Below are 24,733 nucleotides of genomic sequence, written 5' to 3' on the forward strand. Positions count from 1 at the left end.
GGCCTGACCAAAATTGCCAGTTGTGACATAGAATTCAAAAACTGGCCTGACCAGATTAAACAATGCAGCGCCGGTGGACCAACCGATGTCCACCCCGATAAAAACGCATGGAGACAGCATGAACCAACACCCGCACCGCGCATCGCTGCGCAAACTCACCCTGTGCCTGCTCGGCACAGCCTCGGTATCGGCCATGTCGCTGGGCCCCGCCTTCGCGCAGGAAGTGGCCGCGTCACCAACGGGCACAGGCGCAGCGCAAACGGTGGTCGTCACGGGCCTGCGCGCCTCGCTCGAAAGTGCCCTGAACGCCAAGCGCCAGGAAAACGGCATCGTCGACGTCATCAAGTCGGAAGACATGGGCAAGTTCCCTGACACGAACCTGGCCGAATCGCTGCAGCGCGTGCCGGGCGTCGTCATCGACCGCGATGCAGGTGAAGGCCGTTCGATCACGGTGCGCGGTCTGGGCCAGGACTTCACCCGCGTGCGCATCAACGGCATCGAGGGCCTGGCCACCACCGGCGGCACCGACAGCTCGGGCGGCACCAACCGTGGCCGCGGCTTCGACTTCAACGTGTTTGCGTCTGAACTGTTCAGCGCCCTGACGGTGCGCAAGAGCTCCTCGGCCGACGTCGACGAAGGCTCGCTTGGCGCCACCGTCGACCTGCAGACGCTGCGCCCGTTCGACCTGAAAGGCTTCAACGCCACGGTCGCCCTCAAGGGCAAGTACAACGACGGCTCGGAGAAGACCGATCCGCGCGCGGCCTTCATGATTTCGGACACGTTCTTCGACCGCAAGGTCGGCGTGCTGGTCTCGGGCGCATTCTCGAAACGCCGTGTGCTGGAAGACGGTTTCAGCACCGTGCGCTGGGATAACGGCCCGTCGTCCGGCGGCTGGTGCGCACCGCAAGGCGCTGCCGCCGCCAACCCGGCAAACTCCACCGCGACCACCTGCGGCCCGGCCGCACAGGGCGTCGCGCGTCTGCCGAACACCCCGGAAAACCAGGCCGCCTACAACGCCGCCAGCAGCCCGGACGACTTCCATCCGCGCCTGCCACGCTATGGCCGCCTGACCCACGACCAGGATCGCCTGGGCCTGACCGCATCGGTGCAATGGCGCCCGCAGCGCGGCACGCTGCTCACGTTCGACATGCTGTACTCGAAGCTCGACGCCACGCGCCAGGAAGACTTCCTGGAAGCGACCTCGTTCAGCCGCAGCGCCAGCCAGGGCGGCAAGCCGCAAATGAGCGTCGTGCAGGCCGAGTACGCGCCGAACGGCTCTCTTCTGTACGGCAAATACAATGGCGTCGACATCCGCTCCGAGCAGCGCTTCGACGAACTGAAGACCACCTTCACGCAGCCGACGCTGACGCTCGAACACAAGATCACCGACACGCTGAGCATGAGCGCCCGCTATGGCCGCGCCAATTCGAAGTTCCGCAATCCGGTGCAGACCACGGTCACGCTCGACGCGCTGAACGTCGACGGCTACACGCTCGACTTCCGCAACGACGACCGCCGCCCGGTCATCGGCTATCCGTTCGACCCGATGGGCAACCGTCTGGGCCTCGTCGGCGTACCGCAGGTGGCCAGCGGTACCCAGCCGTCGACGGTACCCAACACCACGACCAGCGAGATCCGCACCCGTCCGCAAGGCACCGACAACGTCAACAACGTCGGCCAGTTCGACCTGGCGTGGGAAGCCAGTGACATCTTCACGATCAAGGGTGGCGTCAACAGCAAGAAGTACAGCTCGGACACCTACGAGTTCCGGCGCGTGAACCAGAACGACACGATCTTCGCACCGCCCGCAGGCGCCACCGGCCTGACGTCCAACCTGACCGGCTTTGGCAGCAACCTGGGCCTGCCAGCCGGGAATCCGACCGGCTGGGTTGTGCCGAACCTGCAGGCGATCGCCGCTGCCTACGACATCTACTGCAACTGCATCAAGAGCGGTCCTGCAGGCGGCCCGGGCGACTTCCGGCTGTCGTCGATCGAGAACGGCAATGCGCGCGGTAACAACCGCTCGGTCACCGAAAAGAGCGACGGCCTGTACCTGATGGGCGAGTTCCGCTACGACCTGTGGAACATCCCGGTGCGCGGCAACGTCGGCGTGCGCCACGTGAAGACCGACCTGTCGACGACCGGCTACCAGGCCGCCGGCGGTGGCACCGCGGTCACGGTCGACCACGACTACAAGGACACGCTGCCATCGTTCAACCTGGCCGCGAACATCACCGACGAATTCATCGTGCGCGTCGGCGCCGCGAAGGTCATGACACGGCCGCAACTGGGGTTCCTGTCGCCGGGCGGCAGCATCGCGACCACGGGCAACCTGTCGATCAACACGGGCAACCCGTTCCTCAAGCCGTTCCGCGCCAAGACCTTCGACACCAGCTTCGAGTACTACTTCAAGAACAAGGCGTTCGTCGGCGTGGGCCTGTTCCAGAAGAACATCGACACCTACATCCAGAGCCTGCGTACCAACGTGGCGTTCCGCGATTCGGGCCTGCCGCTGTCGCTGCTGCCGGCGAACTTCACGGGGGAAGAAGTGTTTGCGCTGACCACCCCGGTCAATACCGACGGCGGCAAGCTGAAAGGCTTCGAGATCAACTACCAGCAGCCGTTCACGTTCCTGCCTGGCTGGGGCAAGAACTTCGGCACGCTGCTGAACTACACCCGGGTCTCGTCGAAGATCGAATACCTGGTCTCGCCGACCAGCGACGCGCGCATCACGGACGATCTGCTGAACCTGTCGCCGAAGGCATGGAACGCCACGCTGTTCTATGACGACGGCAAGTTCAGCGCGCGTGTCTCGGCCGCCCAGCGCTCGGGCTTCGTGACCCGCGTGCCGGGCCAGAACAACAACGACGTCGAAGGCAAGAATGAAACGCTCAACGTCGACCTGTCGTTCTCGTACAAGGTCAACGACAAGCTCGAGTTCACGCTCGAAGGCGTCAACCTGACCAACGAAGAGAGCGACCAGTTCATCAGCCGGGCGCGCAACAGCGTCGTCGTCAACAACGTCACGGGCCGCGAATATCTGTTCGGGCTGCGTTACAAGTTCTGACCGAACGCGTCCTTGCGTCCTTGGGCCCGCGCTTGCGCGGGCTTTTTTTCGTCCGCGTCCGGCATGCCCCGGCGGCACGCCGGGCGTCCGCCTGGCCTCAGGTACGCTACAATCTACGGCCCGCGACGCACGCGATTTTCTCCAACCTGCCAGCGAAAGACCCATGAGCACCTCGACCGAGATTGACAACGGCCTCCCCCTCGACATGACCATCTTCGGCGGGATGGGCGACCTTGCCATGCGCAAGCTGCTGCCCGCCCTGTACATGGCCTACCTGCACGGCAACCTGCCGGCATCGACCCGCATCCTGTCGACCGGCCGCCAGGACTATGACCGCGCGGCCTATCTCGCCTTCATCGAAGAGCATTCGCGCTCGTTCATCAGCGGCGACAACTTCAACGAGAAAAGCTGGGCCGGTTTCCTGGACCTGCTGGTCTACGTGAAGGTCGACGTCGCTGAGGCGCCGGTCTTCGACACGCTGCGCGACGTCTCGCGCGACGGCGCCCAGCGCGTGTTCTATCTCGCCACCGCGCCATCGCTGTTCACGATGATCTGCGACAAGCTCGCCGCCACCGGTCTGGTCGACGCCAACGCGCGAGTCGTGCTCGAGAAACCGCTGGGCCGCGACCTGGCCTCGGCCGTCGAGATCAACGAGGCGGTCGGCAAGCATTTCGCCGAATCCCAGATCTACCGCATCGACCACTACCTGGGCAAAGAGACCGTGCAGAACCTGATGGTGCTGCGCTTCGGGAACTCGATCCTGGAACCGCTGTGGCGCGCGCCGAACATCGCCAGCGTGCAGATCACGGTGGCCGAGGAAGTCGGCGTGGGCAGCCGCGCGGGCTTCTACGACAGCGCCGGCGCGATGCGCGACATGGTGCAGAACCACCTTATGCAGCTGCTGTGCATCGTGGCGATGGAGCCGCCAACCTCGCTGTCGCCCGACGCCGTGCGCGACGAAAAGCTCAAGGTGCTGCGCTCGCTGCGCCGCATGGGTCTGGCCGACATTGCACGTGACACCGTGCGCGGCCAGTATTCGCGTGGCGTGAGCGGCAACCAGGAAGCCAAGGGCTATCACGAAGAAAGCAACGTGCCGGCCGACAGCCACACCGAGACCTTCGTCGCCCTGCGCGCCCACATCGATACCTGGCGCTGGTCGAAGGTGCCGTTCTATCTGCGCACCGGCAAGCGCATGGCGCGCCGCTCGTCGAAAATCGTCATCGAATTCGCCAATCCGCCGTTCCCGCTGTTCCCCGAAACGCCGGGCGGCGTGGCCAATCGCCTCGTCATCGAGCTGCAGCCCGAAGAAGCGATCAAGCTGCAGATCTTCGCCAAGCAGCCGGGCAGCGGCATGCTGATGCAGCAGGTCGCACTGAACCTCGATCTGCAGTCGGCATTCGCGCAGCGCCGCGCCGAAGCCTACGAGCGTCTTTTGATCGACGTCGTGCGCGGTCGCCTGACGCACTTCATGCGCCGCGATGAACTCGAGGCGGCGTGGGAATGGGTCGAGCCGATCATCAACGGCTGGGAGACCTTGGGCGAAAAGCCGCATGCGTATGCGGCCGGTTCGTGGGGGCCGCCGGAATCGTTCGCGCTGCTGGCGCGCGACGGCTTCGGCTGGGTCGAGTAAGCGACTCGACCGACCTGCCGGCGCGGCCTCAGGCCGCGCCGGCTTCCAGATTGGCGCGTACGCGCGCCAGCAACGCCATCAACTGGGCCTGCTCGGCCCCGTCCAGCCCTGCCAGGGCAATCTTTCCCAATGCGCCGCTTTGCCGGCGCAGTTCCTCAGACACCGCCTGCCCTGCACTGCTCAATGTCAGCCGTGTACTGCGCCGGTCGGCTTCGTCGGCTGTCGCATCGAGCATCCCCGCATCGCGCAAGCCCTTGATCAGGCGCGCAACCTGCGCCTTGTCGCGGCCCGAGTGCGCGACCAGGTCGCTCTGCGTCGCGCCGGGATGACGGCCAAAGAACCGCAACACCTTGATTTCCATGTGCGCCAGCTCGTGCGAACCTGACTGCACACCAGCGCGCAGGCCGCGCATCTGCTGCGAACGATACAGGTGCACGATCGCGTGCATGATCTCGAGCGGATCTTCGCCGCCTTTTTGGTTGACTCTATCAACTTCTTTTTGCATAATGGTGGACGTTATCAACTAATTGATGGAGTGTAGCATGAGTGAAAACCGCATCCCCACGATCGAACGCGTGCGCCACGACCTGAAACTGCGCGAGGTCACCGTGGCGCGCATCAACCGCGTCAGCCCCGGCTTTGCCAGCATCACCTTCCAGGGCGAGGCGCTGGCGGACTTCACGTCGCTGTCGTTCGACGACCACGTCAAGTTCATGTTCAACGATGCCAGTGGCGAACAGGTACGACGCGACTACACACCGCGCCGGGTCGACACCGACGCCCGCGAAATCGACATTGAATTTGCGCTGCACGGCCATGGCGGCGCGGCCGAGTGGGCGCGCAATGCGACCATCGGTCAGCGCGCGATCATCGGCGGGCCGCGCGGCTCGATGATCCTGCCGCTGGCGATGGACTGGCATCTGCTGATCGGCGACGACAGCGCCCTGCCGGCCGTGACGCGCCGGCTCGAAGAATTGCCGGCAGACGCCCGCGTCGACGCGGTGCTGCTGGTGGGCGCCGCGGACCGCCGCGCGTTTGCTACCCGCACCGATGCCCGCATCCACTGGGTCGACAGCGACGATGCGCTGTTGCAGGTGCTGAAGGCGTTGCCGTTGCAGCCGGGCGCCGGGCTGGCCTGGGGTGGCGGCGAAGCGGCGCTGATGGCGCGTGTGCGCCAGGTGCTGGTCGAGACGGGCATGCCACGCCAGGCCGCCAAAGTATCGGCCTACTGGAAGCGCGGCGTGGCCGACCATCACGAGCGCCTGGACTGACAGGGCAGCCGCTCAGCGCGGATAGGTGAACCCGGTGGCGATATCCATCGGCACCAGGCGTTTGCCATCACGCACCATCAGGCGGTCGGGCGGCTCGTCGCCGGCCAGTGCGCCCGGGGTATTCAGCAGGCCTTCGCCCTGGCGCACGAGCGGGTCGCTGCGTTCGTAGACGTTGCGGCAACCGGTGGCCTTCAATAGCGCCTGCACGACCGGCACCTTCCACATGTCGACACCGGCAGCGTTGAACTGGCAGATCAGGTAACCGTCTGCACCACCATACTGATGCACCTGCAGGCCCGGCAAGCCGTCCTTTTCACCATCGATCAAGCCAATCAGCGCCTGCGGATCGGCAATGCGCAAAGCCGCGGCGCGCTTGTCGATTGCGGCCTGGACCCGACGCTTGATCATCGCGTGATCGACCGGTTCGTCTTCGCGCAACGACCACATGCGCCCGACGATCTGCGACTTGGCGTTGTAGGCGGCGCGGCCGATGAACTGGCGCGTCGACGTTTGCACGATGGCGGTGATGCCCGGCTTGTTGCGTTCGTGGCCCTTGCCGTCGACTTTTTCGACGGCCGACAGGTAGATCCACGGGTCGCCGGCGAGCAGGGCTTTTTCCTTGCCCTGCTTGATGGTGATGATGAGCATGTGTGACTTTCGTTTGCAGGACGGGGATGATACAGCAATCGCGCCCCATTACCGCCCTTGAATAACGACCTCAGTCCACCGGGGTTGGCAGCGGCTCGCCGGCGAAGTGTGCCCGCAGATTGGCCACCGCCAGCGCGCCCATCGCGCGCCGCGCTTCGACCGTGAAGCTGCCCACGTGCGGCGTGAGCACGACATTGTCCAGCGCCAGCAGCGCCTCCGGCACCTGCGGTTCGTTCTCGAACACGTCCAGGCCCGCAGCGCCCAGCCGGCCATCCTGCAGCGCTGCCACCAGCGCCGCTTCATCGACCACGGTACCGCGCGCGATGTTGATCAGGGTGCCTTCCGGGCCCAGCGCCTCGAGGATCTCGCGGTCGATCATGCCCTGCGTGTCGGCGCCGCCCGGCATGCACAGCACGAGCATGTCGCTCTCCTGTGCCAGCGCGAGAAGCGTCGCACTGCGCTGCGCGGGCGCCGGCCCGGGGCTGCGCTGGTAGTAACGGATCTGCAGCCCGAAGCCCTCAAGGCGCGCGGCGACCGCCTGGCCGATGCGCCCGAACCCGACGATGCCGGCGACCTTGCCCTTCAGTGCGCGTGCCTGCACGTGCCCCAGGGGCGCCTTGGCCAGCCAGTCGCCGGCGCGCACGTAGCGATCGAGCACTGGCAGGCGGCGCACCGTCGACAGCAGCAGCAACACGGCGAAATCGGCCACGTCGTCGGTCAGCACGTCGGGCGTGTTGGTCACGTGAATGCCCTTCCCGGCCAGCAGCGACAGCGGCACGGCATCGACGCCCACGCCGTGCACCGTCACGATTTCCAGACGCGGCAGCTGCGCCGCCAGCGCTGGCGTAACACCAACCGTGCCGGTGGTGAGCACGCCGCGGATGCTGCCGGCGACCGCGTCGAATGCGGCGTCGCCGGCCTGCGGGATCGCCTTCATGAAGTGACAGTCGAAGGCTTGCGTTACCTGTTCGCGCACGTCGTCCGACCAGACGCTGCCCAATACGAGAATGCTCGGTTTCATCGTTCAACACCCTGCCGTTTCGCCGTGGAAGATGGGCCGAGTATGCCAGAGGCGCGGCTTGCCGGGCGCGGCGCAGGGTAGAATGCCGGGCTTTGCCACTGCATGAACGCCGCCGTGCACAGTCTCCCAGTCAATCCGCCAAGCCAGCGTATCGCGTCGATCGACGTCGTGCGCGGTCTCGTCATGCTGATCATGACGCTCGATCACGTCCGCGAAACCTTCTATCTGCAGCACCAGGTCAGCGACCCGATGGATGTCGCGACCACCGACCCGGCCTTGTTCTTTTCACGCCTGGCCGCGCACTTCTGCGCGCCGATGTTCGTGTTCCTGACCGGCCTGTCGGCCTGGCTGTACGCCAATCCGGCGAGCGGTCCGCGCAGCGCGACGGGGTTTCTGGCCAAACGCGGCGCGTTCCTGATCCTGCTCGAAATCGTCGTCATCAACTTCGCCTGGACCGGCACCTTCACGCCACACACCGTGTATCTGCAGGTGATGTGGGCGATCGGCCTGTCGATGCTGGCGCTGGCCCTGCTGCACCGTCTGCCCCTGCTGCTGCTGGCGGCCATCGGCGCGGCGATCGTGGCCGGCCACAATGGGCTGGCCGGCGTGGCGTTCGCGCCGGACACCTGGGCCGCGAGCGCCTGGACGATCCTCGAACAGCGCGGCAACCTGATGCACGATCCGGTGCGGGTGCGCATCAGCTATCCGCTGCTGGCGTGGATCGGCGTGATCCTGCTCGGTTACGCCTGCGGCCCGCTGTATGCGCGCAGCATGCCCGTTGCGCAGCGCCGGCGCTGGCTAATGGTGGCCGGCGCGGCCAGCCTGCTGCTGCTCGCGCTGCTGCGCACCTGGAACGTGTATGGCGAGCCGCTGCCGTGGGCGCCGCACGAGACGCTGCTGCGCAGCGCGATGTCGTGGCTGAATTTCACGAAGTACCCGCCATCACTGGACTTTCTGCTGCTCACGCTCGGCGTGGGCCTGCTGGTGCTGGCCTGGATCGAGCGCATCGACGCCGGCTGGGTACGGGTCGCGGCCGTCTTCGGTGGCGCGCCGCTGTTCTTTTATATCGCGCACCTGTATCTGTTGCTGGTGGCGCAGCGCGTGGCCGCGTTCGTGCTGGATATGCCGCGCGTCGATGTCGGGCATGTCTGGCAGGTATGGCTCGGCTCGGTCTTGCTGGCGCTGCTGCTGTACTGGCCAACGCAGCGGTTTGGCCGCTACAAGCGCGAGAGCGGCAAGGCCTGGGTCAAGTACCTGTAGCCACCGGCTGCAATGTCGGTGTGGTCATTGCCGTCGCGGCCCGGGTGGTAGCGAGCGCAAACCCCAGGGCGATTCCTGCACGCCGCGATTGGCGCAGATCGCCAGAGCAGGTAAAGTGCCATGGTCGCCACTTCGATGGGATCGCCATGTACGCCAGCAACTGGACTACCCTGGGGCCGCAGCAGGTACAAGCCCTCAGAAATATGGACCGCAGCCGCCAGGAGCGTGGCCGGCAACTCGAGCAGGCCGGTCACGGCCCGCAGGAAACGCCGTTTTCGGTCATCCTGGCCGAGACAGGCCTGCAACTGCGCCGCTACGAACCTGCCGCCGCCGGCGGGCCGGCCGTTTTGTTGGTGCCGGCGCCGATCAAGCGCGCCTATATCTGGGACCTGGCGCCCGACATCAGCGTCGTACAGCGCTGGCAGGAGCGCGGCTACCGCGTCTACCTGGCCGAATGGCTGCCGATGCCCGACGGCGACCCGGCCGTCGGCCTGGCCGACTATGGCGACCGCATGCTGTCGAGCTGCCAGCGCGCCATCCAGGCCGATAGCGGCGAAGCCAGCCTGACAGTGGTGGGCCACTCGCTCGGCGGCATCCTCGCCGCGATTTACAGCGCCATGCATCCCGAGCACGTGACGGCCACCGTGCTGCTCGAATCGCCGCTGGGCTTCGGGCACGGCGCCTCGTGCTTCGCGCCGCTGGTCAAGGCCACGCCCGATGCGCGCCAGATTGCCGACACCTTCCGTCACGTGCCGGGCGCCTTCCTCAACCTGATGAGTGCGATGGCCGAGCCGCAGGCCTTCGGCTGGGAGCGCGCGACCGACCGCTGGCTGTCGCTGTTCGACCCCAAAGCGCTGGCCACGCACATGCAGGTCGAGCGCTGGAGCCATGACGAATTCCCCTTGCCCGGCAAGCTGTTCGTCGACATCGTCGAGTCGCTCTACCGCAACGATGACTTCATGGGCGGCCGGCTCGTCATCAACGGCCGCACGATCGGCCCGGCCGACCTGCGCTCGCCATTGATCAGCGTCGTCGATTTTCGCAGCAAGGTGATTCCGCCGGCCGCGATGGTGCCATTCCACGAGGCGACCTCGAGCGCGCGCAAGCAGGTGCTGCAATACCACGGCGACATCGGCGTGAACCTGCAACACGTCGGCGTGCTCGCCGGGCGCAACGCGCATGCGACGCTGTGGCCCACCATCTTCGACTGGCTCGGCGCGCCCGCGTCGAACGGTTGAGCAATGATCAGCGGCGCAGCCTGCGCCGCTGATCCCCTGTTGCCCCCATCCCCGTCAGGCAAGTCCATCCAGGTTGAAGCGCCACGTTCCGCTTGGCAATCGCGCGCCGCCGTCCAGTCGCCGTCCACTATTATTTGATGAACAGCGGGTGCGCAGCCGCCTGTCGGCAGCACTGGATACGACCAACCACGCAAGGCGCGCCCTGAGCCGCCGGGCAACTTCCTGACATATCCACCATGGATGCCATCGAAGCTGAATGCGTTGTTTCATCACGTGCCGGCACCCGTCCCCGGCCGACGATCGGCCTGCGTGAAGCGGTGGCCGTCATCGTCGGCGTGGTCATCGGCGCCGGCATTTTCAAGGCGCCATCCCTGGTCGCCAGTCTCAGCGGCGGCGCCACGCAGATGTTCACATTGTGGGTGCTGGGCGGCGTCCTGTCGCTGATCGGTGCGCTCTGCTATGCCGAGTTGACGACCACCTACCCGCACGCTGGCGGCGACTACCACTACCTGCAGCGCGCATTCGGCCGCCCGGTCGCCTTTCTGTTTGGCTGGGCCCGCTTCTCCGTCATCACGACCGGCTCGATCGCGCTGCTTGCCTTCGTGTTCGGCGACTACATGCAGCAGGCAGTGCCCCTCACGTTCCTGCCTGGCGACTGGGGCAGCACGGCGTACGCGGTGGCGGTCATCGCCGGCTTGTCGCTGCTGAACCTGCGTGGTATCCGCACCGGCGCCGGCGCCCAGACCCTCCTGACCATCACCGAGATCCTGGGCCTGCTCGTGATCGTCGGCGCGGCCGCCCTGTTTGCCGATCCGGCGCCGGCGCGCAGCGCTGCCGCAGCTTCTGCTGCAGTGCCAGAAGTCGCCGCGCTCGGCATGGCAATGGTCTTTGTGCTGCTGACCTATGGCGGCTGGAACGAGGCCGCCTACATCAGCGCCGAACTGCGCGGCGGCCCGCGCAATATGGTGCTCGCGCTGACGCTGGGCATCGTGGTCATCACCGTCCTGTATCTGCTGGTGACGTGGGCCTACTGGGCCGTGCTGGGCCTGGAAGGCATGGCCGCATCCCAGGCCGTGGCGGCCGATGTCATGAAGACCGTGTTCGGCGCGCCCGGCGAGAAGATCATGGCGGTGCTCGTCGCGGTTTCGGCCCTCACCTCGATCAACGCCACGATGATCGTCGGCGCCCGCACCAGTTATGCCGTGGGGCTGGACTGGAACAAGCTCGGCCGCCTCGCAACCTGGGATCACGAACGCGGCACGCCGACCGTGGCCATGGCGGTGCAATGCATCGCCGCGCTGGCGCTGGTCGGTTTGGGCGCCGCGCTGGGCAGCGGGTTCAAGGCCATGGTCGAATTCACGGCGCCCGTGTTCTGGCTGTTCTTCCTGCTCACCGGCCTGTCGCTGTTCGTGCTGCGCCGGCGCGAGCCGCAGATGCCACGTCCGTTCAGGGTCCCTCTGTATCCGGTACTGCCGCTGCTGTTCTGCGCCAGTTGCGCTTATATGCTCTGGTCCAGCCTGTCGTACGTGTACAGCCAGTCGCTCGGCGGCCTGAATGCGGCATGGATCGGTGTCGCAGTGCTGGCCTGCGGCGCCCTGCTGCTGCTCGTATTGCGTTCGCGGCACGATCGGCCGGCTACCTGACCAACCCACCTGCCCGAAGGAGATGCTCCGATGACCCCGCACCCCCGCCGTCGTACGATCCTGCTGTCCGCCTCTGCCGCCACCGGCCTGATGATGCTGCCGTTCGGGCGCGTACTGGCCCAGATCACGGCCGCCATGCCCCGCCTCGATGTCCCGTACGTGCCGACGCCGCAGCAAGTCGTCGACAAGATGCTCGACCTGGCCAGGGTCGGCAAGAACGACACGCTGTTCGACCTTGGCTGCGGCGACGGACGCATCGTCGTGACGGCCGCAAAAGCGCGAGGTGCACGTGGCACCGGCATCGACATCGATCCGGTCCGCATCGCCGAGGCAATCGAAAACGCGAAAAAGGCGGGGGTGTCCGACCGCGCCAAATTTCGTGTCGGCGACCTGTTCAAGACGGATTTCTCGACTGCCACTGTCGTAACGCTGTACCTGCTGCCCAACATCAACGCGAAGCTGCGCCCGCAATTGTGGAAGCAACTGAAGGTCGGCACGCGCGTGGTCTCGCATGCCTTCGATATGGGCGCCGAATGGCCTGCCGAAAAAACGGTCGAGGTCGATGGTCGAACCATTTACTACTGGACGGTGACCGAGGCGAACAAGCGCGCGGTGGCTTGAACCAGCACGGCCGCTGCGATATCCAACGCGGTCACCCATCATTCTCCAGCCTGATGAACAGTCGCCCGGCACCATGCCGGGCGAACTCATTATATTTCCCATTAACAAGTTGACACTCTTAGATGAGAATGGTTATCATTCCCATCTTTTGGCGATCTGACCACACCCGTCCACCAAAACCGGGTACCGGTCTTGTGTCCCAACCACGAACAACAGGATAAACAGATGGATAAGCTGGTCTGCCCTACCGGGCGTCTTCACGTGAAAACACTGACGCTGTGCGTGAGCCTCGCGCTCCCGTTCGTTGCCCAGGCCCAGTCCACCGACGCGGGCACCACGTCGATGCCGCAGGTGCAAGTGCAGGCGCAGAAGCTGGGCGACGCGGTCGGCTCGTACACGATCGGCCGCACCCGCACCGCCACGCCACTGGACATGTCGCTGCGCGACACACCGCAATCGGTCTCGGTCATCACGCAGCAGCGCATCGAAGACCAGGGTCTGCTCACCATCACCGACGTCGCCAACAACGTCACCGGCGTCTCGGTCAACCAGTACGAAACCCACCGTGCGAGTTTCACGGCCCGCGGTTTCGAAGTCACCAATCTGCAAATCGACAACATCCCGACCACCTGGGACGCCGCCTGGAGCGCCGGCGAAGTGCTGGGCAGCCTGGCCCTGTACGACCGCGTCGAAGTCGTGCGCGGCGCCACCGGCCTGATGACCGGCGCCGGCACGCCATCGGCCGCCCTGAACCTGGTGCGCAAGCGTGCCTTCAGCAAGAAGCTGGACGGCACGATCGAGGCCACCGTCGGCCGCTGGGACAAGCGCCGCATCATGGCCGATGTCTCGACGCCTTTGAACGCGTCGGGCAGCATCCGTGGCCGCGCCGTGGCCGAGTACAGCGCCGGCGACAGCTGGGTGCAGTACCTCGAAAACAAGGATCGCACCATCTACGCCACCGTCGAAGCCGACATCGGCCGCGACGGCACCTTCTCGACCGGTTTCTCGCGCCAGAAAATGAACCCGCGCGGCTCGATGTGGGGCGGCCTGCCATACCGCTACAGCGATGGCGCGATCATCGACTGGGACCGCTCAAAAACCACCGGCACCCCGTGGACCGGCTATGAAAACCAGTACGACAATTTCTTCGCCGATTACGAACACCGCTTTGCCAACGGCTGGAACCTGCGCCTGACCTACACCGATGCCACCCGCGACGGCGACTCGCACCTGCTGTACCTGTCGGGCGTGCCGGATCGCGTGACGGGTTCTGGCCTGGGGGCATTTGCCGGCTCCTACGTCATCCAGACGAAGCAGAAAGATCTTGGCGCGCACGCCAGCGGCCCCTTCTCGGCGTTCGGACGCCAGCATGAAGCCGCGTTCGGCTACCTGCATGCCAAGACCGACTTCCACTCGAACAACCGCCTGGCAAGCTTCGCGGGCGAACCTGACGGTGCTGCACCAGCCGTCCGCGATTTCAACAACTGGAATCCGGCGTCATACCCCGCCCCGGTCTGGGGCCAGCAGGCCCGCTACGAGACCAGCGCAACGAAGCAGCAAGGCCTGTACGGCATGGCGCGCTTCTCGGTCACCAACGATCTCAAGGCAATCATCGGCGCGCGCGTGACCAACTACGAAAAGCAAGGCGGCGGCCAATGGCAAGACCCGTACTCGCTCAATTACGACAACGAGATCACGCCCTACGCCGGCCTTGTGTTCGACCTGAACGACACCTACTCGCTGTATGCCAGCCACACGAGCATCTTCGAGCCGCAAAACCTGAGGGACCTGGCGGGCAACCTGCTGGACCCGATCGAAGGCAAGGCCAACGAAGCCGGCATCAAGGGCGAGTTCTTCGACCGCCGCGTCAACGCCTCACTGGCCGTGTTCCATCTGAAGCAGGACAACCTGGGCCAGGCCGCCGGCCGCATCGACCGCGATGGTGCGGCCGGCCCGCTGCTCGAAGAAAGCTATTACCGCGCCGCCCAGGGCGCCACCAGCAAGGGGATCGAGCTGGATGTGTCGGGCGAGATCGTCTCGGGCCTGAACGCCAGCATCGGCTACGCGATCTTCCGCGCCAAGGATGCAACGGGCGTCGACTTCAACTCGATCTATCCACGCAAAACGCTGCGCGCATTTGCCAGCTATCGCCTGCCTGGCCAGTGGAACAAGCTGACCGTCGGCGGCGGCGTGAACTGGGAAGGGAGCACCTACACGATCGACGGCACCGTCGCCCCGGGAATCGACGGCCGCATGGAACAGGAATCCTACGCGCTGGTCAACCTGATGGCGCGCTATGAGTTCAACAAGCAGTTGTCGGCTCAGCTGAACGTCAACAATGCGACCGACAAGAAAACGTTCGCAATGTTCGCCGCCTACAACCAGTTCACGTACGGCGCACCGCGCAACACATCGCTGACGCTGCGCTACCGCTTCTGATGGGGTGACGCGGCAAAGCCCTCTGTCGTGGGCCTGGCCATGAACCTGACGCCGTCAGCGTGTGGCCATGGCCCCGACCGCATTGAGCCAGGCGCAATGTTCCGAGGCGGCGAACCCTTTCAGGAAAGCGCGCCGCACCGAGCCTGCTGCGATGCAGGCCGAGACCTGCTTCGAATGGCGTTCTGCCCCGCTCAGTTTGCGCACCCAGCTGCGAAACGGGATCAATCCCTCGGCCGTGCGCTGCAGTGCGCCCACCGCCTGGTCCTGGACCAGTGACGAGGCGCGGCGCATCACGGACGGATCGGCAGGCGACACCGGCGCGTCGAGGTCGGCGCCGAGCACCTCATCGAGCTCGCGGATTTCCAGCGAGATCGCCACGCAGTTCTGGCTGACCGGTACCTGGTACGGATGTTCCCGGGCGGCCAGCAAAATGGCTGGAATATCCTCTTGCGCGACGTTCAGGTCGGTCAGTGGCATGGTCGCTGCTGTCCCGATCCGGTTTGCGGTCGACGACGCGCAACCGGCCAGCACCATCAGCAGGATCGGCACGACCAGCGTGGGAATGGCGGCGAACTTGCGGGGTAAGGACCTACGATACGTGGTCATGGGTGGACTATTTCTGAGAGGAAAGGAAGTCAACTCTACCGAGTACGGCGCAGCCCGCCAGTACGCACATCAATCGTGCGCAGTAAAATGAACGACAATTGTCAAATCAGGAGTCACACATGAAACGAACTGCACTCGTCGTTGGTGTCACCGGTATTGGCGGCAACCACGCTGCCCGCGAATTGCTGGCGCAAGGCTGGGATGTCGTAGGCCTGTCGCGCCGCGCACCGCGCGATCTGCCGCAGGTGCGCCACATCGCCGCCGACCTGCTCGACCCTGCCGCGCTCGGCGCTGCGTTGAAGGACGTTGCCCCGACCCACGTCTTCATCACGACCTGGATGCGCCAGGATACCGAAGCCGAGAACATCCGCGTCAACGCTGCGCTCGTGCGCAACCTGCTGGATGCACTGTCGTCGCACAAGAGCGTGCGCCATGTCGCCCTGGTCACGGGCCTGAAGCATTACCTGGGGCCGTTCGAAGCGTACGCCAGTTCGGGCACGCTGCCCGACACGCCGCTGCGCGAATCGCAGCCGCGCCTGCCGCTCGAGAATTTCTATTATGCGCAGGAAGACGAGGTCTATGCGGCGGCCGAGCGCGACCGCTTCACCTGGACCATCCACCGGCCGCACACCGTCATCGGCCTGGCCGTCGGCAATGCGATGAACCTGGGCACCACGCTGGCCGTGTACGCGACAATCTGCAAGGAGACGGGCCGCCCGTTCCAGTTCCCCGGGTCAGCCGCGCAGTGGAATGGCATGTCCGATGTGACCGATGCCCGGATGCTGGCCAAGCAGCTGGTCTGGGCCGCCGATACCGACGCGTCGCGCAACGAGGCCTTCAATATCGTCAATGGCGACGTGTTCCGCTGGAGCTGGTTGTGGCCAAAACTGGCCGCGTTCTTCGGCGTCGAGGCGGCCGGTTTCAATGGCACGGTGCAACCACTCGAAGCGGCGATGGCAAACGATGCGCCGGTGTGGCGTGACATCGCGGCGCGCCACGGCCTGGTGGAAGCCGATCTGGATCGCCTGGCCTCGGCCTGGCATACCGACCTCGATCTGGGCCGGCCGCTTGAAGTCATGACGGACATGAGCAACAGCCGCCGCCTTGGCTTCACGGCCTATCAGGCGACCGACGCGTCGTTCTTCGACCTGTTTGAACGCCTGCGCGCAGAACGTCTGATCCCATAATCCACTAGGCAGGTGCGGCCCGTGCTGTCACGGCCGCACCTTGATGCCATGTTCAGGCGACAGCGGCAAGACGCAGCGGCGCAGCAGCACGCGCGGGCCGCTCTTGCCGGCCCGTGTCGCTACCGGCGCTGGAAAGCCGGAACTGGCCCACCAGGCTGGCCAGGCCTGATGCCTGCGCCTGCAGTTCCTGCGAGGCGGCCGAGGCTTCTTCAACGAGCGCGGTGTTCTGCTGGGTCATGCCATCCATTTCGCCGATTGCGTTGCTCACTTCGCCCAGGCCGACACTCTGCTCGGCGCTGGCAATCGAAATGTCGCCCATGATTTCGGTCACGCGTTGCACGCTCTCCATCAGGGTCTGCATGGTGCTGCCTGCACGCTGGACCAGTTCAGAACCCGTGTCCACTTTACCAACCGAGTCTTCGATCAGGACCTTGATTTCCTTGGCGGCGCTCGCCGAACGCTGCGCCAGGTTGCGTACTTCGCTGGCCACGACGGCAAACCCTCGCCCTTGTTCGCCTGCGCGGGCTGCTTCCACGGCGGCGTTGAGCGCCAGGATATTCGTCTGGAAGGCGATGCCGTCGATGACCGAAATGATGTCGACGATGCGCTTGGATGACGTATTGATCGACGCCATCGTGTCCGTCACCTGAAGCATGACGGCGCCGCCTTCCTGCGAGACCGAAGACGCAGACTGCGCGAACGTGTTGGCCTGCCTTGCATTGTTCGCGTTTTGCTGGACGGTCGTGGTCAGCTCTTCCATGGCAGATGCAATGCGTTCCAGTGAAGAGGCCTGTACCTCGGTGCGTGAGGCCAGATCGCAGCTGCCCTCGGCGATTTCGGACGAGGCACTCGCAATCGCATCGGTTCCATGGCGCACCTTGCCGACGATCGACGCGAGGCTGTCGCGCATGGTTTTTACCGAGAACAGCAGGCTCGTGCTGTCACCGCTGCGAACATCTACGTTCGTGGCGAGGTCGCCCGAGGCAATCAGGTTGGCAATCTGGGCGGTATAAGCAGGCTCGCCACCGAGCTGCTTAAGGAGCAGGCGCTTAATGGCGGTCGATATCACGACGCTGAACACGAACGCAGTCAGGGTCAGACCGATCACCCAGTTACGAGCGGCAGCTTCAGCCTGTTCGGCCGATGCGTCGGCGTCAGCCACCTCGCGCTCGGCGTTGGCGACCAGTACCGCGATGTCTTTCACGATCTGCTGTCGTAGCGGGCTGCACTCCTCGACCAGGAATTTTCCAAATGCTTCCATCTGGCCCGCTTCACGGAACTTGCGTGGTTTTTCCAGTGCAGTGGCCATCGCCAGCAATCCTGTGCGCACCTTGTCGAACTGGGAGTCGCCGGCAAACGCCGGCGTCATGCCCTCGAGCGCGGCGAGATATACCTTCTTTTGCTGGTCGACCAGGTCGAGCTCGTTCCTGGCCTGCGCGTCGCTGGTGAAGACGTAGGCATTGCGCGCTGCCAGCCCGGTCTGCGCCAGTGCTTCGCGGGCGATGTACAGTGGCTTGAGGTGCTCCTGATTGACGCGATGCAGCTTCTGCGATGCGGTGTGAATTGTTGTCAGGCCAAAGATGGCGAATGAACCGAGTAACAACATCACTGCAGTGACCAGGCCAAACCCCAGTATGAGTTGGGTGCCGATTCTCAAGTTCTTGAATGCGTTCATGTTTGCCTCGGAAGGGTTTTTGCTCGTTGATGTCGACAGTGCGATAGCCATGTGCACTGAAGCCGGATGCGGTTTGACTGACAACGACAGAACGACGTTGCCTCGCATATCGGTTTATCAGAGCATGGAACGCAGCAGGTCGACCCGATATATTCTTGACAGGGCGTCATGAGCGAAGCGGTACCAACGCACGCTGACATGTTCAACTCATCACTGCGTCATTACAGGCTTCAGTGTAAGCAAAATTTCTCGGCAGAATGCCATGCGCTGCACATAAAGAATAGATCGTTGCCATGAAACAACATATAAATCGACTGCACCGCATGGCGTCATCTCGCATCTTCAACGGCGCCAATGCAGGCTGATGGCATGGCCACCGAGGGATGCCCGTAGCACCTTGTCATTTTTCCCAACGCAGCGTTTGAGCGCCGACCGCGGGCCGCTCGCCCAGGGCACAGAAGGATTCGGCCGCGACCAGCGCAGCGTCTGCAATGGGCGTTTTGCTCTACACTTCCTGTCGCCCCTTTGCACCAACGGCGCCGGCGCTTACTTCGCGCGCGTGGGCGACGGGCGTGCACCACCTCAACAACCTGGCATCATTCCGCGAATGGAGATCTGGAAAACATGAATTCAAGCATGCTCGGCCTTGCCACCACTTTCTCGCTCACCCTGCTCGCGTTCGCCGCCCCGGCGGCCGCAAACGCGCAGGCCAGCGCAACCGCGCCCGGCGGCCTGCCTTTCGACGTCAAGCCGGTCGGCACCTTCAACAATCCTTGGGCGATGGCATTTCTGCCTGACGGCAACGTGCTGGTAACGCAGAAGGAAGGGACGATGATCCTGTTCGATCCTGCCACCGGTAACAAGCGGACAGTGTCCGGCACACCCACCGTCAGCAGCAAGGGCCAGGGCGCGCTCATGGACATCGTCCCCGCTCCCGACTTCGCGGCCAGCAAAATGCTCTACTTCAGCTACTCCGAAGCGGGTAGCGGCGCCGACACCCGGGTGATGCTCGCGACTGCGACACTGGATGAGGCAGGCGGCGCACTCAAGGATACCAAGGTCATTTTCCGCGGCCAGGATGCGTCGACGGGCGGGCACGATTCGGGCCGTATTGGCTTCTCGCCGGATGGCAAGTACCTGTTCTTTACCAGTGGCGACCGCCAGCTGTTCGACCCGGCGCAAGACCCCAAGTCGACGCTCGGCAAGGTGCTGCGCCTGAACCTCGACGGCACGCCAGCATCTGGCAACCCGCTCGCGGCAAAGGGGTTCAACCCAGCCGTCTGGTCGTATGGTCACCGCAATCTGCTGGGCGTGGCCTTCGACCGGCAGGGGCGCTTGTGGGAAATGGAGATGGGACCGCGCCATGGCGACGAGATCAACCTGATCAAGCCAGGCCTTAACTATGGCTGGCCGAAAGCATCGAATGGCAGCCACTATGACGGCCGGGACATTCCTGACCACAAGCCTGGCGACGGCTTCGAAGCCCCGAAAGTGTCCTGGGATCCGGCCATCTCACCAGGGGGCCTTGCCTACTACGACGCGGACCTGTTCCCGAAGTGGAAAAATTCCCTCTTCATCACCGGCCTCTCGGGCAAGTCGCTGGACCGCATCGCGCTCGACGGCGAGAACGCGAAGAAGGTGGACCATTGGGACATGGGCGAACGCATCCGCGCCGTTCGCACCGGGCCGGACGGCGCAGTATGGCTGCTGGAGGACGGTCCGCGCGGCAAGCTCCTGATGCTGACACCGAAAAAGTAAGCCCGCAGCCACTGCGTGACGCGGGCCTGCCCGCTGTTGCGCTATGGGTTGTTCACGCAGGCCAGCGTGCCGCCGGCAACCTGGCTGCGCACGCCGGCCGAGATTGCTGCAGCCAGCTTGGCCAGCGCGGCCCGGTGCCCGGCCACCAGTGCCTCGTAACCCGGTCCCACGTTTTCCTGGAACACGCTGCGGCAGGTCTGCACTGAGCCGCCATCGACCTTGCGCACGTTCCAGACCGCGTCGATCAGGGCATAGCTGCCCTCCTTCGATTCGAAACGCTGGATGTTCGCGCCGATACGGTACAGCGTGCTGCCGGCCGGCGCCGGGTTGCGGTACACATCCACCCCCCCCAGATTGGCCGCGATCCCCAGCGACAGCCCGGTGGTGATTTCATCGGCCAGCGGACCGGCCCAGCGATGGTGCTCCATCAGCTCGATCTTGCCAGCCTCGCCCGCCACCATCAGTTGCGGACGCCGCACCTGCGCGGGAATCGTCACGGGGCGCATTTCAAAAAACAGCGGTGCGCTGGCCGTTGCCGGCGGCACGACCGTGGCGGCGCCGCCGCTGAGCGTATAGAACTGGTCGGTCGGCGTGCTGGAGCAGCCTGCCAGCAGCAGCGGGGCTGCCAGCGCTGCGCCAATCAGTGCGCGGCGCGCCTGGATAAACAGCGTCATTCTTTTTTCTCCTGAGGTTTGCCGCGAATGAGCGACTGCGGATTGCGTTCGAGGTAATCGGCCAGCGCATCGATCTTGGCCATCGTGTCGGTCACCGACTGCAGCGCCTTGCGCAGGTCGGACTGCAGCGGCGCATCTTGCGCCAGCACGCTTTCGGCGCTGGCGAAGGTGGCCTTGGCGGCATTGAGCGTCTGCTGCATCTCGGGCAGCACCTTGCCATCGATCCGTGCCAGCGTCGCGTTGGCCTGCACCAGCGTGCGGTTCAGGTTCACGCCGATCTCGTCGAATGGAATCTTGTCGAGTTTGCCCGCGATGCGCGAGATCTGGCTTTGCAGCTCATCGAGCTGGCCCGGCACCGTCGGCAATACCAGGAACTCGCCCTGCTCGGCGATCGTGGCCTTGCGCGCGTTGGGGAAGAAGTCGAGCGCGATATATAACTGGCCCGTCAGCAGATTGCCGTTGCGCAGCTGCGCGCGCAGGCCGCGGCCCACCATCGCGGTCAGGGCGCGCTGGCCACCGTCTTCGCGTTCCATCGCCGCCATGAAGCCTTTGCCCAAACGGCCCGGGTACAGGTCGACCGTGATCGGCATCGTGAATTTCTGGCGTTCGCGATCGAACTCGATGCCCACGGCGCGCACCTCACCCAGCGCCACGCCGCGGAAATCGACGACGGCGCCCGGCGACAGCCCGCGCAGCGACTGGTCGAAGTACAGCATGGCGGTGACTGCCGGCCCGTCGGGCGGGCGCAGCGCGGCGCTGCGGTCTTCGGACAACAGGAAACGCGTGCCGACCGGCGCCGGAGCCACCGGCTTGCGACCATCGACCGATTCGAAGGCGATGCCGCCGGTGGCCAGCGCCGCCAGCGATTGGGTGTTGAGTTTCAGGCCGCTCGCATCGAGCCGCAGGTCGACGCCGCTGGCATGCCACCAGCGTGTGTCCGGACCCACGAGGCCGATGTAGGGCTGCTCGACGAAGACCGACATGTCGATACCCTGCCCGGCCTTGTCCAGCGCCACCGACGCCACCTGGCCCACGCGCACGCGCTTGAAATACACGGGCGAACCGGGTGCCACCGAGCCGAGTGTCTCGGCATGCAGCTTGTATTCGCGCCCCTTCAGGCCAATCGGAATCGGCGGCGCCGTTTCCAGGCCCGTGAAACTGTTGGTCGTGTCTTCCTTCACGCCGGGCGCCGCGCCGATATAAGGACCGGACAACAGCGTCCCCAGGCCCGAGACGCCGCTGGCGCCGATCTGCGGCCGCACGACCCAGAAGCGCGAGTCGATGGCGGTGAAGCGGTCGGCCTCCTTGGCCATCTCGATCTTGGCGACGACGCGGTTGCCATCTTCGCCCAGCGTGACCGACACGACGCGGCCGATGTCGACGTCCTTGTACTTGACCTTGGTCTGGCCCGCCTCGAGTCCTTCGCCGCTGGAAAAGTACACGTAGACGGTCGCACCCTTGTTGGTGACCCAGCTGACCACCTGCCAGGCGCCAATCAGCGCGGCAAGCACGGGAATCATCCAGATCAGCGATGGCAGCCAGCGGCTGGGACGGTCGATGGCGGGCGAGGCCGCCAGCGGCGCCGATGGGCCCACGGGTGGTTCAGACGGGCTCGGCGGGTTGGCAGGTGCGTGCGCGCTGTCCTGGTCAGACATGTGGTTCTCCGTTCGATTCAATAGGGTCCCAGATCAGGCGCGGGTCGAACTGGTGGGATGCGACCATCGTCACGATCACCACGCAGCCAAACGCGATCGCGCCCGGTCCGGCCGTGATCACCACCAGCGCATCGAAGCGCACCAGCGCGACGGTCAGGGCAACCACGAAAATATCCAGCATCGACCAGCGGCCGACGAATTCAATGGCGCGATACGCGCGTGTGCGCGCCATCGGCGCCGTGCGCGAGCGCGCCTGGGCCGTGGCGTTGAGCCATGCCAGGGCAGCGAGCTTCGAGACCGGCACCACGATGCTGGCCACGAAGATGATGATGGCCAGGCCCTTCGACCCGGTGTTCCAGAACAGCACGACGCCGCTCATGATCGTGTCGCCCTCCGTGCCACCGATCGAGCGGGTGTACATCACGGGCAGCATATTGGCGGGAATATACAGCAGCGTGGCGGCCAGGAGCATGGCCCAGGTCCAGCCGACGCTGTTGGGAATACGGCGATGCAGGGCCGCGCTGCAGCGGGCGCAGCGATCGGTGCCGTCGCGTGACGGGCAAGTGTGATTCACGAGGCCACAGGCGCTGCACGAGACCAGCACCGAATCGGCTTCGGGAAGCGTGGTGGTCTGGCGCGCCGGGTCGGATTTGCGCAGTGGCGCCAGCCGGTCGGCCAGTGCCCACAGCGCTCTCGGTTCGTAGCGCATGACGAGCGCGCACAGGATCGTCAGCACGCCAAAGGCAAACAGGGCCGGATGCGGCTCCACGCGCGCCAGGCTCGTCATCTTGATCACGGTGATCAGGATGCCGATCATCAGCACCTCGGTCATTGCCCAGTGGCGTGCGCCCTGGACGGTGCGCAGCACGAGGTTGAAACCGGGAACGCGCACGCCCCGGGTCAGGCCGAGCGCTACATAAAACAGGGAACCGAGCTCGATGCCGGGGAAGATGATGGCGCAAAAGAAGACCATGGCCGCGATGACCTGGTCGCCCGCCCCCCACAGCACGGCCACGGCCTGGTACAGCGTGGCGCCCGACAGCATGCCACCCATCTCCAGCGTGACGATGGGGAACCACTGCGCCAGCAAAAACACGAACACGGCGCCCAGCGTCAGCGCAGCGAGCACCTCGGCCTGGCGCGCCGGGCTGCCCTTATGCCAGCGGTACAACTCATGCTGGCAGCGGTTGCAGCTGGCACGCTCGCAGGCAGCCAGTGGCCGCCAGTGATACAGGCTGCCACAGTCATGACACGCGACCAGTTGATCCGTTTTCACCCACTCCCCTTACACCAGTGCTTCTACACTAGGTATTATGACCGAGAGCAACTGAACGTGCAGTTCCAACGTGAGCGCAGTCCCGATCAGAAGCGGACCTTGACGTAGGCCGATGGGCCGGTCAGCTTGAGGTCGATGTCGGCGGTGCGCTCGCCATTGCGATGCAGGTCGATTTTCTGGATGCCGTAGTCGAGGACCAGGCCGATGTTCTTGTGCGGGAAGTATTCCACGCCGACGGCGCCGTTGTAGATATGGCCTTCGACGTTGCCGCCGTTCTTCTTCACGCCCGAGGCTTCCGCGTAGAAGCGGACCTGGTCGTTCAGCGCGTGGCGCCATGCCAGTTCGACGGTCGGGGCCCAGACGCTTTCGCTGGCCGACGCCGAACCGCTCCACGAATAGTTCTCCACTGGCGCGCTCGCGCTGACATTGGCCGACGCGGAACCGGAAATCTTGGCGCGCAGGTGGGCCGCCCCCAGGCCGACGCCGAAGACGTTCTTTTCCTTGCCGAACCAGAACTTGTACGACAGGCGCGCCAGCTCGATGCGCAGGTTGGCGTCGGCGCGCAGCGAACCGCTGACCGGACGGCCTTCATACACGGTGTTGCCATTCAAATCGGCGCCATAGCCTTCGTCGAAGCGGAAGTAATCGAACGAAATGCCGTGGCTGTCGCCGATCAGGACTTCGGCTTTTACGCGTGGCAACGTGACGTCGTCGATTTCTTCGTCCGGGGTGTCGACGCGACCGTAGCGGGTGTCGCCGCCCAGGTGGATTTCAGGTTGGGCGTAGAACGCGCCGGCAGAAATGCTGACGCGATCGAGCGCTGGCGACTGCTGCGCCTGCGCCATGCCTGCTGCGGCGGCGCCCAGCAGGATTGCGCCCTTGATTGCGCTGACGAGGGTGGTGTGGACGGACGGGGCAGCAGTGCGTGGTGCAGGACGGGACATACGTTCTCCGGATAATCAATTGATAGAAGTGCCCGCCAGACTGTGTCTCGACGCGGCAACAATTAATTATCGCAAGATGTTAGTTTGCCAACCCACACGATTGAACTGACTTTGTGGTCA

The 24,733-nt window shown here is 64.9% G+C and carries 19 protein-coding genes; 10 read left to right on the forward strand and 9 right to left on the reverse strand.

Annotated features, from left to right (window positions below; genetic code table 11):
* Positions 1-118 precede the first annotated feature (118 nt).
* The gene (locus AC1MGT_RS00895; protein ID WP_499502500.1) at positions 119-3,067 is read left to right on the forward strand and encodes a TonB-dependent receptor; all 2,949 of its coding nucleotides are present in this window, start codon (positions 119-121) and stop codon (positions 3,065-3,067) included.
* Between the two features lie 163 nt (positions 3,068-3,230).
* A complete protein-coding gene (gene zwf / locus AC1MGT_RS00900) occupies positions 3,231-4,697 on the forward strand; it encodes a glucose-6-phosphate dehydrogenase (RefSeq protein ID WP_258834341.1) in 1,467 nt (488 codons plus the stop codon).
* 28 nt (positions 4,698-4,725) lie between these two features.
* Here the strand turns inward: zwf and AC1MGT_RS00905 are convergent, their stop codons facing one another.
* Positions 4,726-5,202, reverse strand: a complete 477-nt coding sequence (locus AC1MGT_RS00905) for a MarR family winged helix-turn-helix transcriptional regulator (RefSeq protein WP_499502501.1) — start codon at positions 5,200-5,202, stop codon at positions 4,726-4,728.
* A 37-nt stretch (positions 5,203-5,239) separates the two neighbouring features.
* Between AC1MGT_RS00905 and AC1MGT_RS00910 the strand changes: the two genes are divergently transcribed.
* A complete protein-coding gene (locus tag AC1MGT_RS00910) occupies positions 5,240-5,968 on the forward strand; it encodes a siderophore-interacting protein (protein WP_499502502.1) in 729 nt (242 codons plus the stop codon).
* 12 nt (positions 5,969-5,980) lie between these two features.
* Here the strand turns inward: AC1MGT_RS00910 and AC1MGT_RS00915 are convergent, their stop codons facing one another.
* Entirely contained in the window at positions 5,981-6,616 is a 636-nt protein-coding gene (locus AC1MGT_RS00915) for a class I SAM-dependent rRNA methyltransferase (protein ID WP_482898937.1), read from the reverse strand.
* A 70-nt stretch (positions 6,617-6,686) separates the two neighbouring features.
* Positions 6,687-7,637, reverse strand: a complete 951-nt coding sequence (locus AC1MGT_RS00920; RefSeq protein ID WP_499502503.1) for a 2-hydroxyacid dehydrogenase — start codon at positions 7,635-7,637, stop codon at positions 6,687-6,689.
* A 114-nt stretch (positions 7,638-7,751) separates the two neighbouring features.
* Here AC1MGT_RS00920 and AC1MGT_RS00925 point away from each other — a divergent pair, with 114 nt between their 5' ends.
* The 5 genes from AC1MGT_RS00925 (at position 7,752) to AC1MGT_RS00945 (ending at position 14,838) form a co-directional block, all read left to right on the forward strand.
* Positions 7,752-8,897, forward strand: coding sequence for an acetyltransferase domain-containing protein (locus tag AC1MGT_RS00925; protein WP_499502505.1), 1,146 nt, complete (start codon positions 7,752-7,754; stop codon positions 8,895-8,897).
* Positions 8,898-9,043: 146 nt separating this feature from the next.
* Positions 9,044-10,135 carry an alpha/beta fold hydrolase gene (locus tag AC1MGT_RS00930; protein ID WP_499502507.1) on the forward strand — a complete coding sequence of 364 codons (1,092 nt, stop codon included), beginning with the start codon at positions 9,044-9,046 and terminating at the stop codon, positions 10,133-10,135.
* A gap of 236 nt (positions 10,136-10,371) precedes the next feature.
* Positions 10,372-11,778 carry an APC family permease gene (locus AC1MGT_RS00935; RefSeq protein WP_499502508.1) on the forward strand — a complete coding sequence of 469 codons (1,407 nt, stop codon included), beginning with the start codon at positions 10,372-10,374 and terminating at the stop codon, positions 11,776-11,778.
* Positions 11,779-11,808: 30 nt separating this feature from the next.
* Positions 11,809-12,399, forward strand: a complete 591-nt coding sequence (locus tag AC1MGT_RS00940) for an SAM-dependent methyltransferase (protein ID WP_499502509.1) — start codon at positions 11,809-11,811, stop codon at positions 12,397-12,399.
* Positions 12,400-12,624: 225 nt separating this feature from the next.
* Positions 12,625-14,838, forward strand: a complete 2,214-nt coding sequence (locus tag AC1MGT_RS00945; RefSeq protein WP_499502510.1) for a TonB-dependent siderophore receptor — start codon at positions 12,625-12,627, stop codon at positions 14,836-14,838.
* 54 nt (positions 14,839-14,892) lie between these two features.
* Here the strand turns inward: AC1MGT_RS00945 and AC1MGT_RS00950 are convergent, their stop codons facing one another.
* Complete coding sequence (locus tag AC1MGT_RS00950) at positions 14,893-15,444, reverse strand: hypothetical protein (protein ID WP_499502511.1); 552 nt, start codon at positions 15,442-15,444, stop codon at positions 14,893-14,895.
* Positions 15,445-15,563: 119 nt separating this feature from the next.
* On the opposite strand from AC1MGT_RS00950, the gene AC1MGT_RS00955 reads away from it, so the two are divergent.
* Complete coding sequence (locus tag AC1MGT_RS00955) at positions 15,564-16,631, forward strand: SDR family oxidoreductase (RefSeq protein WP_499502512.1); 1,068 nt, start codon at positions 15,564-15,566, stop codon at positions 16,629-16,631.
* A 52-nt stretch (positions 16,632-16,683) separates the two neighbouring features.
* On the opposite strand, the gene AC1MGT_RS00960 is transcribed toward AC1MGT_RS00955, so the two are convergent.
* Positions 16,684-18,306 carry a methyl-accepting chemotaxis protein gene (locus AC1MGT_RS00960; RefSeq protein ID WP_499502514.1) on the reverse strand — a complete coding sequence of 541 codons (1,623 nt, stop codon included), beginning with the start codon at positions 18,304-18,306 and terminating at the stop codon, positions 16,684-16,686.
* Between the two features lie 624 nt (positions 18,307-18,930).
* Here AC1MGT_RS00960 and AC1MGT_RS00965 point away from each other — a divergent pair.
* The gene (locus AC1MGT_RS00965) at positions 18,931-20,064 is read left to right on the forward strand and encodes a PQQ-dependent sugar dehydrogenase (RefSeq protein ID WP_499502516.1); all 1,134 of its coding nucleotides are present in this window, start codon (positions 18,931-18,933) and stop codon (positions 20,062-20,064) included.
* 41 nt (positions 20,065-20,105) lie between these two features.
* Here the strand turns inward: AC1MGT_RS00965 and AC1MGT_RS00970 are convergent, their stop codons facing one another.
* From AC1MGT_RS00970 to AC1MGT_RS00985, 4 genes are all read right to left on the reverse strand, one after another.
* Positions 20,106-20,738, reverse strand: a complete 633-nt coding sequence (locus AC1MGT_RS00970) for a PqiC family protein (protein ID WP_499502517.1) — start codon at positions 20,736-20,738, stop codon at positions 20,106-20,108.
* Positions 20,735-22,393: a PqiB family protein gene (locus tag AC1MGT_RS00975; RefSeq protein ID WP_499502518.1), complete on the reverse strand. Its 1,659-nt coding sequence runs from the start codon at positions 22,391-22,393 to the stop codon at positions 20,735-20,737. The genes AC1MGT_RS00970 and AC1MGT_RS00975 overlap by 4 nt, the downstream gene beginning before the upstream one ends.
* On the reverse strand, positions 22,386-23,669 hold the full coding sequence (locus tag AC1MGT_RS00980; RefSeq protein ID WP_499502519.1) for a paraquat-inducible protein A: 1,284 nt from the start codon (positions 23,667-23,669) through the stop codon (positions 22,386-22,388). The genes AC1MGT_RS00975 and AC1MGT_RS00980 overlap by 8 nt, the downstream gene beginning before the upstream one ends.
* A gap of 86 nt (positions 23,670-23,755) precedes the next feature.
* Positions 23,756-24,613, reverse strand: a complete 858-nt coding sequence (locus AC1MGT_RS00985; protein ID WP_499502521.1) for a hypothetical protein — start codon at positions 24,611-24,613, stop codon at positions 23,756-23,758.
* Positions 24,614-24,733 lie beyond the last annotated feature (120 nt).

It is taken from the genome of Telluria sp. BA11, from assembly GCF_056680305.1.

Excerpts from the sequence above, each read along its gene's own strand:
- AC1MGT_RS00895 (WP_499502500.1), top strand. The coding sequence starts at position 119 with ATGAACCAACACCCGCACCGCGCATCGCTGCGCAAACTCACCCTGTGC.
- AC1MGT_RS00965 (WP_499502516.1), top strand. The coding sequence starts at position 18,931 with ATGAATTCAAGCATGCTCGGCCTTGCCACCACTTTCTCGCTCACCCTG.
- AC1MGT_RS00905 (WP_499502501.1), bottom strand. The coding sequence starts at position 5,202 with ATGCAAAAAGAAGTTGATAGAGTCAACCAAAAAGGCGGCGAAGATCCG.
- AC1MGT_RS00955 (WP_499502512.1), top strand. The coding sequence starts at position 15,564 with ATGAAACGAACTGCACTCGTCGTTGGTGTCACCGGTATTGGCGGCAAC.
- AC1MGT_RS00950 (WP_499502511.1), bottom strand. The coding sequence starts at position 15,444 with ATGACCACGTATCGTAGGTCCTTACCCCGCAAGTTCGCCGCCATTCCC.
- AC1MGT_RS00930 (WP_499502507.1), top strand. The coding sequence starts at position 9,044 with ATGTACGCCAGCAACTGGACTACCCTGGGGCCGCAGCAGGTACAAGCC.
- AC1MGT_RS00960 (WP_499502514.1), bottom strand. The coding sequence starts at position 18,306 with ATGAACGCATTCAAGAACTTGAGAATCGGCACCCAACTCATACTGGGG.
- AC1MGT_RS00935 (WP_499502508.1), top strand. The coding sequence starts at position 10,372 with ATGGATGCCATCGAAGCTGAATGCGTTGTTTCATCACGTGCCGGCACC.
- AC1MGT_RS00940 (WP_499502509.1), top strand. The coding sequence starts at position 11,809 with ATGACCCCGCACCCCCGCCGTCGTACGATCCTGCTGTCCGCCTCTGCC.
- AC1MGT_RS00945 (WP_499502510.1), top strand. The coding sequence starts at position 12,625 with ATGGATAAGCTGGTCTGCCCTACCGGGCGTCTTCACGTGAAAACACTG.
- AC1MGT_RS00970 (WP_499502517.1), bottom strand. The coding sequence starts at position 20,738 with ATGACGCTGTTTATCCAGGCGCGCCGCGCACTGATTGGCGCAGCGCTG.
- AC1MGT_RS00975 (WP_499502518.1), bottom strand. The coding sequence starts at position 22,393 with ATGTCTGACCAGGACAGCGCGCACGCACCTGCCAACCCGCCGAGCCCG.
- zwf (WP_258834341.1), top strand. The coding sequence starts at position 3,231 with ATGAGCACCTCGACCGAGATTGACAACGGCCTCCCCCTCGACATGACC.
- AC1MGT_RS00915 (WP_482898937.1), bottom strand. The coding sequence starts at position 6,616 with ATGCTCATCATCACCATCAAGCAGGGCAAGGAAAAAGCCCTGCTCGCC.
- AC1MGT_RS00920 (WP_499502503.1), bottom strand. The coding sequence starts at position 7,637 with ATGAAACCGAGCATTCTCGTATTGGGCAGCGTCTGGTCGGACGACGTG.
- AC1MGT_RS00985 (WP_499502521.1), bottom strand. The coding sequence starts at position 24,613 with ATGTCCCGTCCTGCACCACGCACTGCTGCCCCGTCCGTCCACACCACC.
- AC1MGT_RS00910 (WP_499502502.1), top strand. The coding sequence starts at position 5,240 with ATGAGTGAAAACCGCATCCCCACGATCGAACGCGTGCGCCACGACCTG.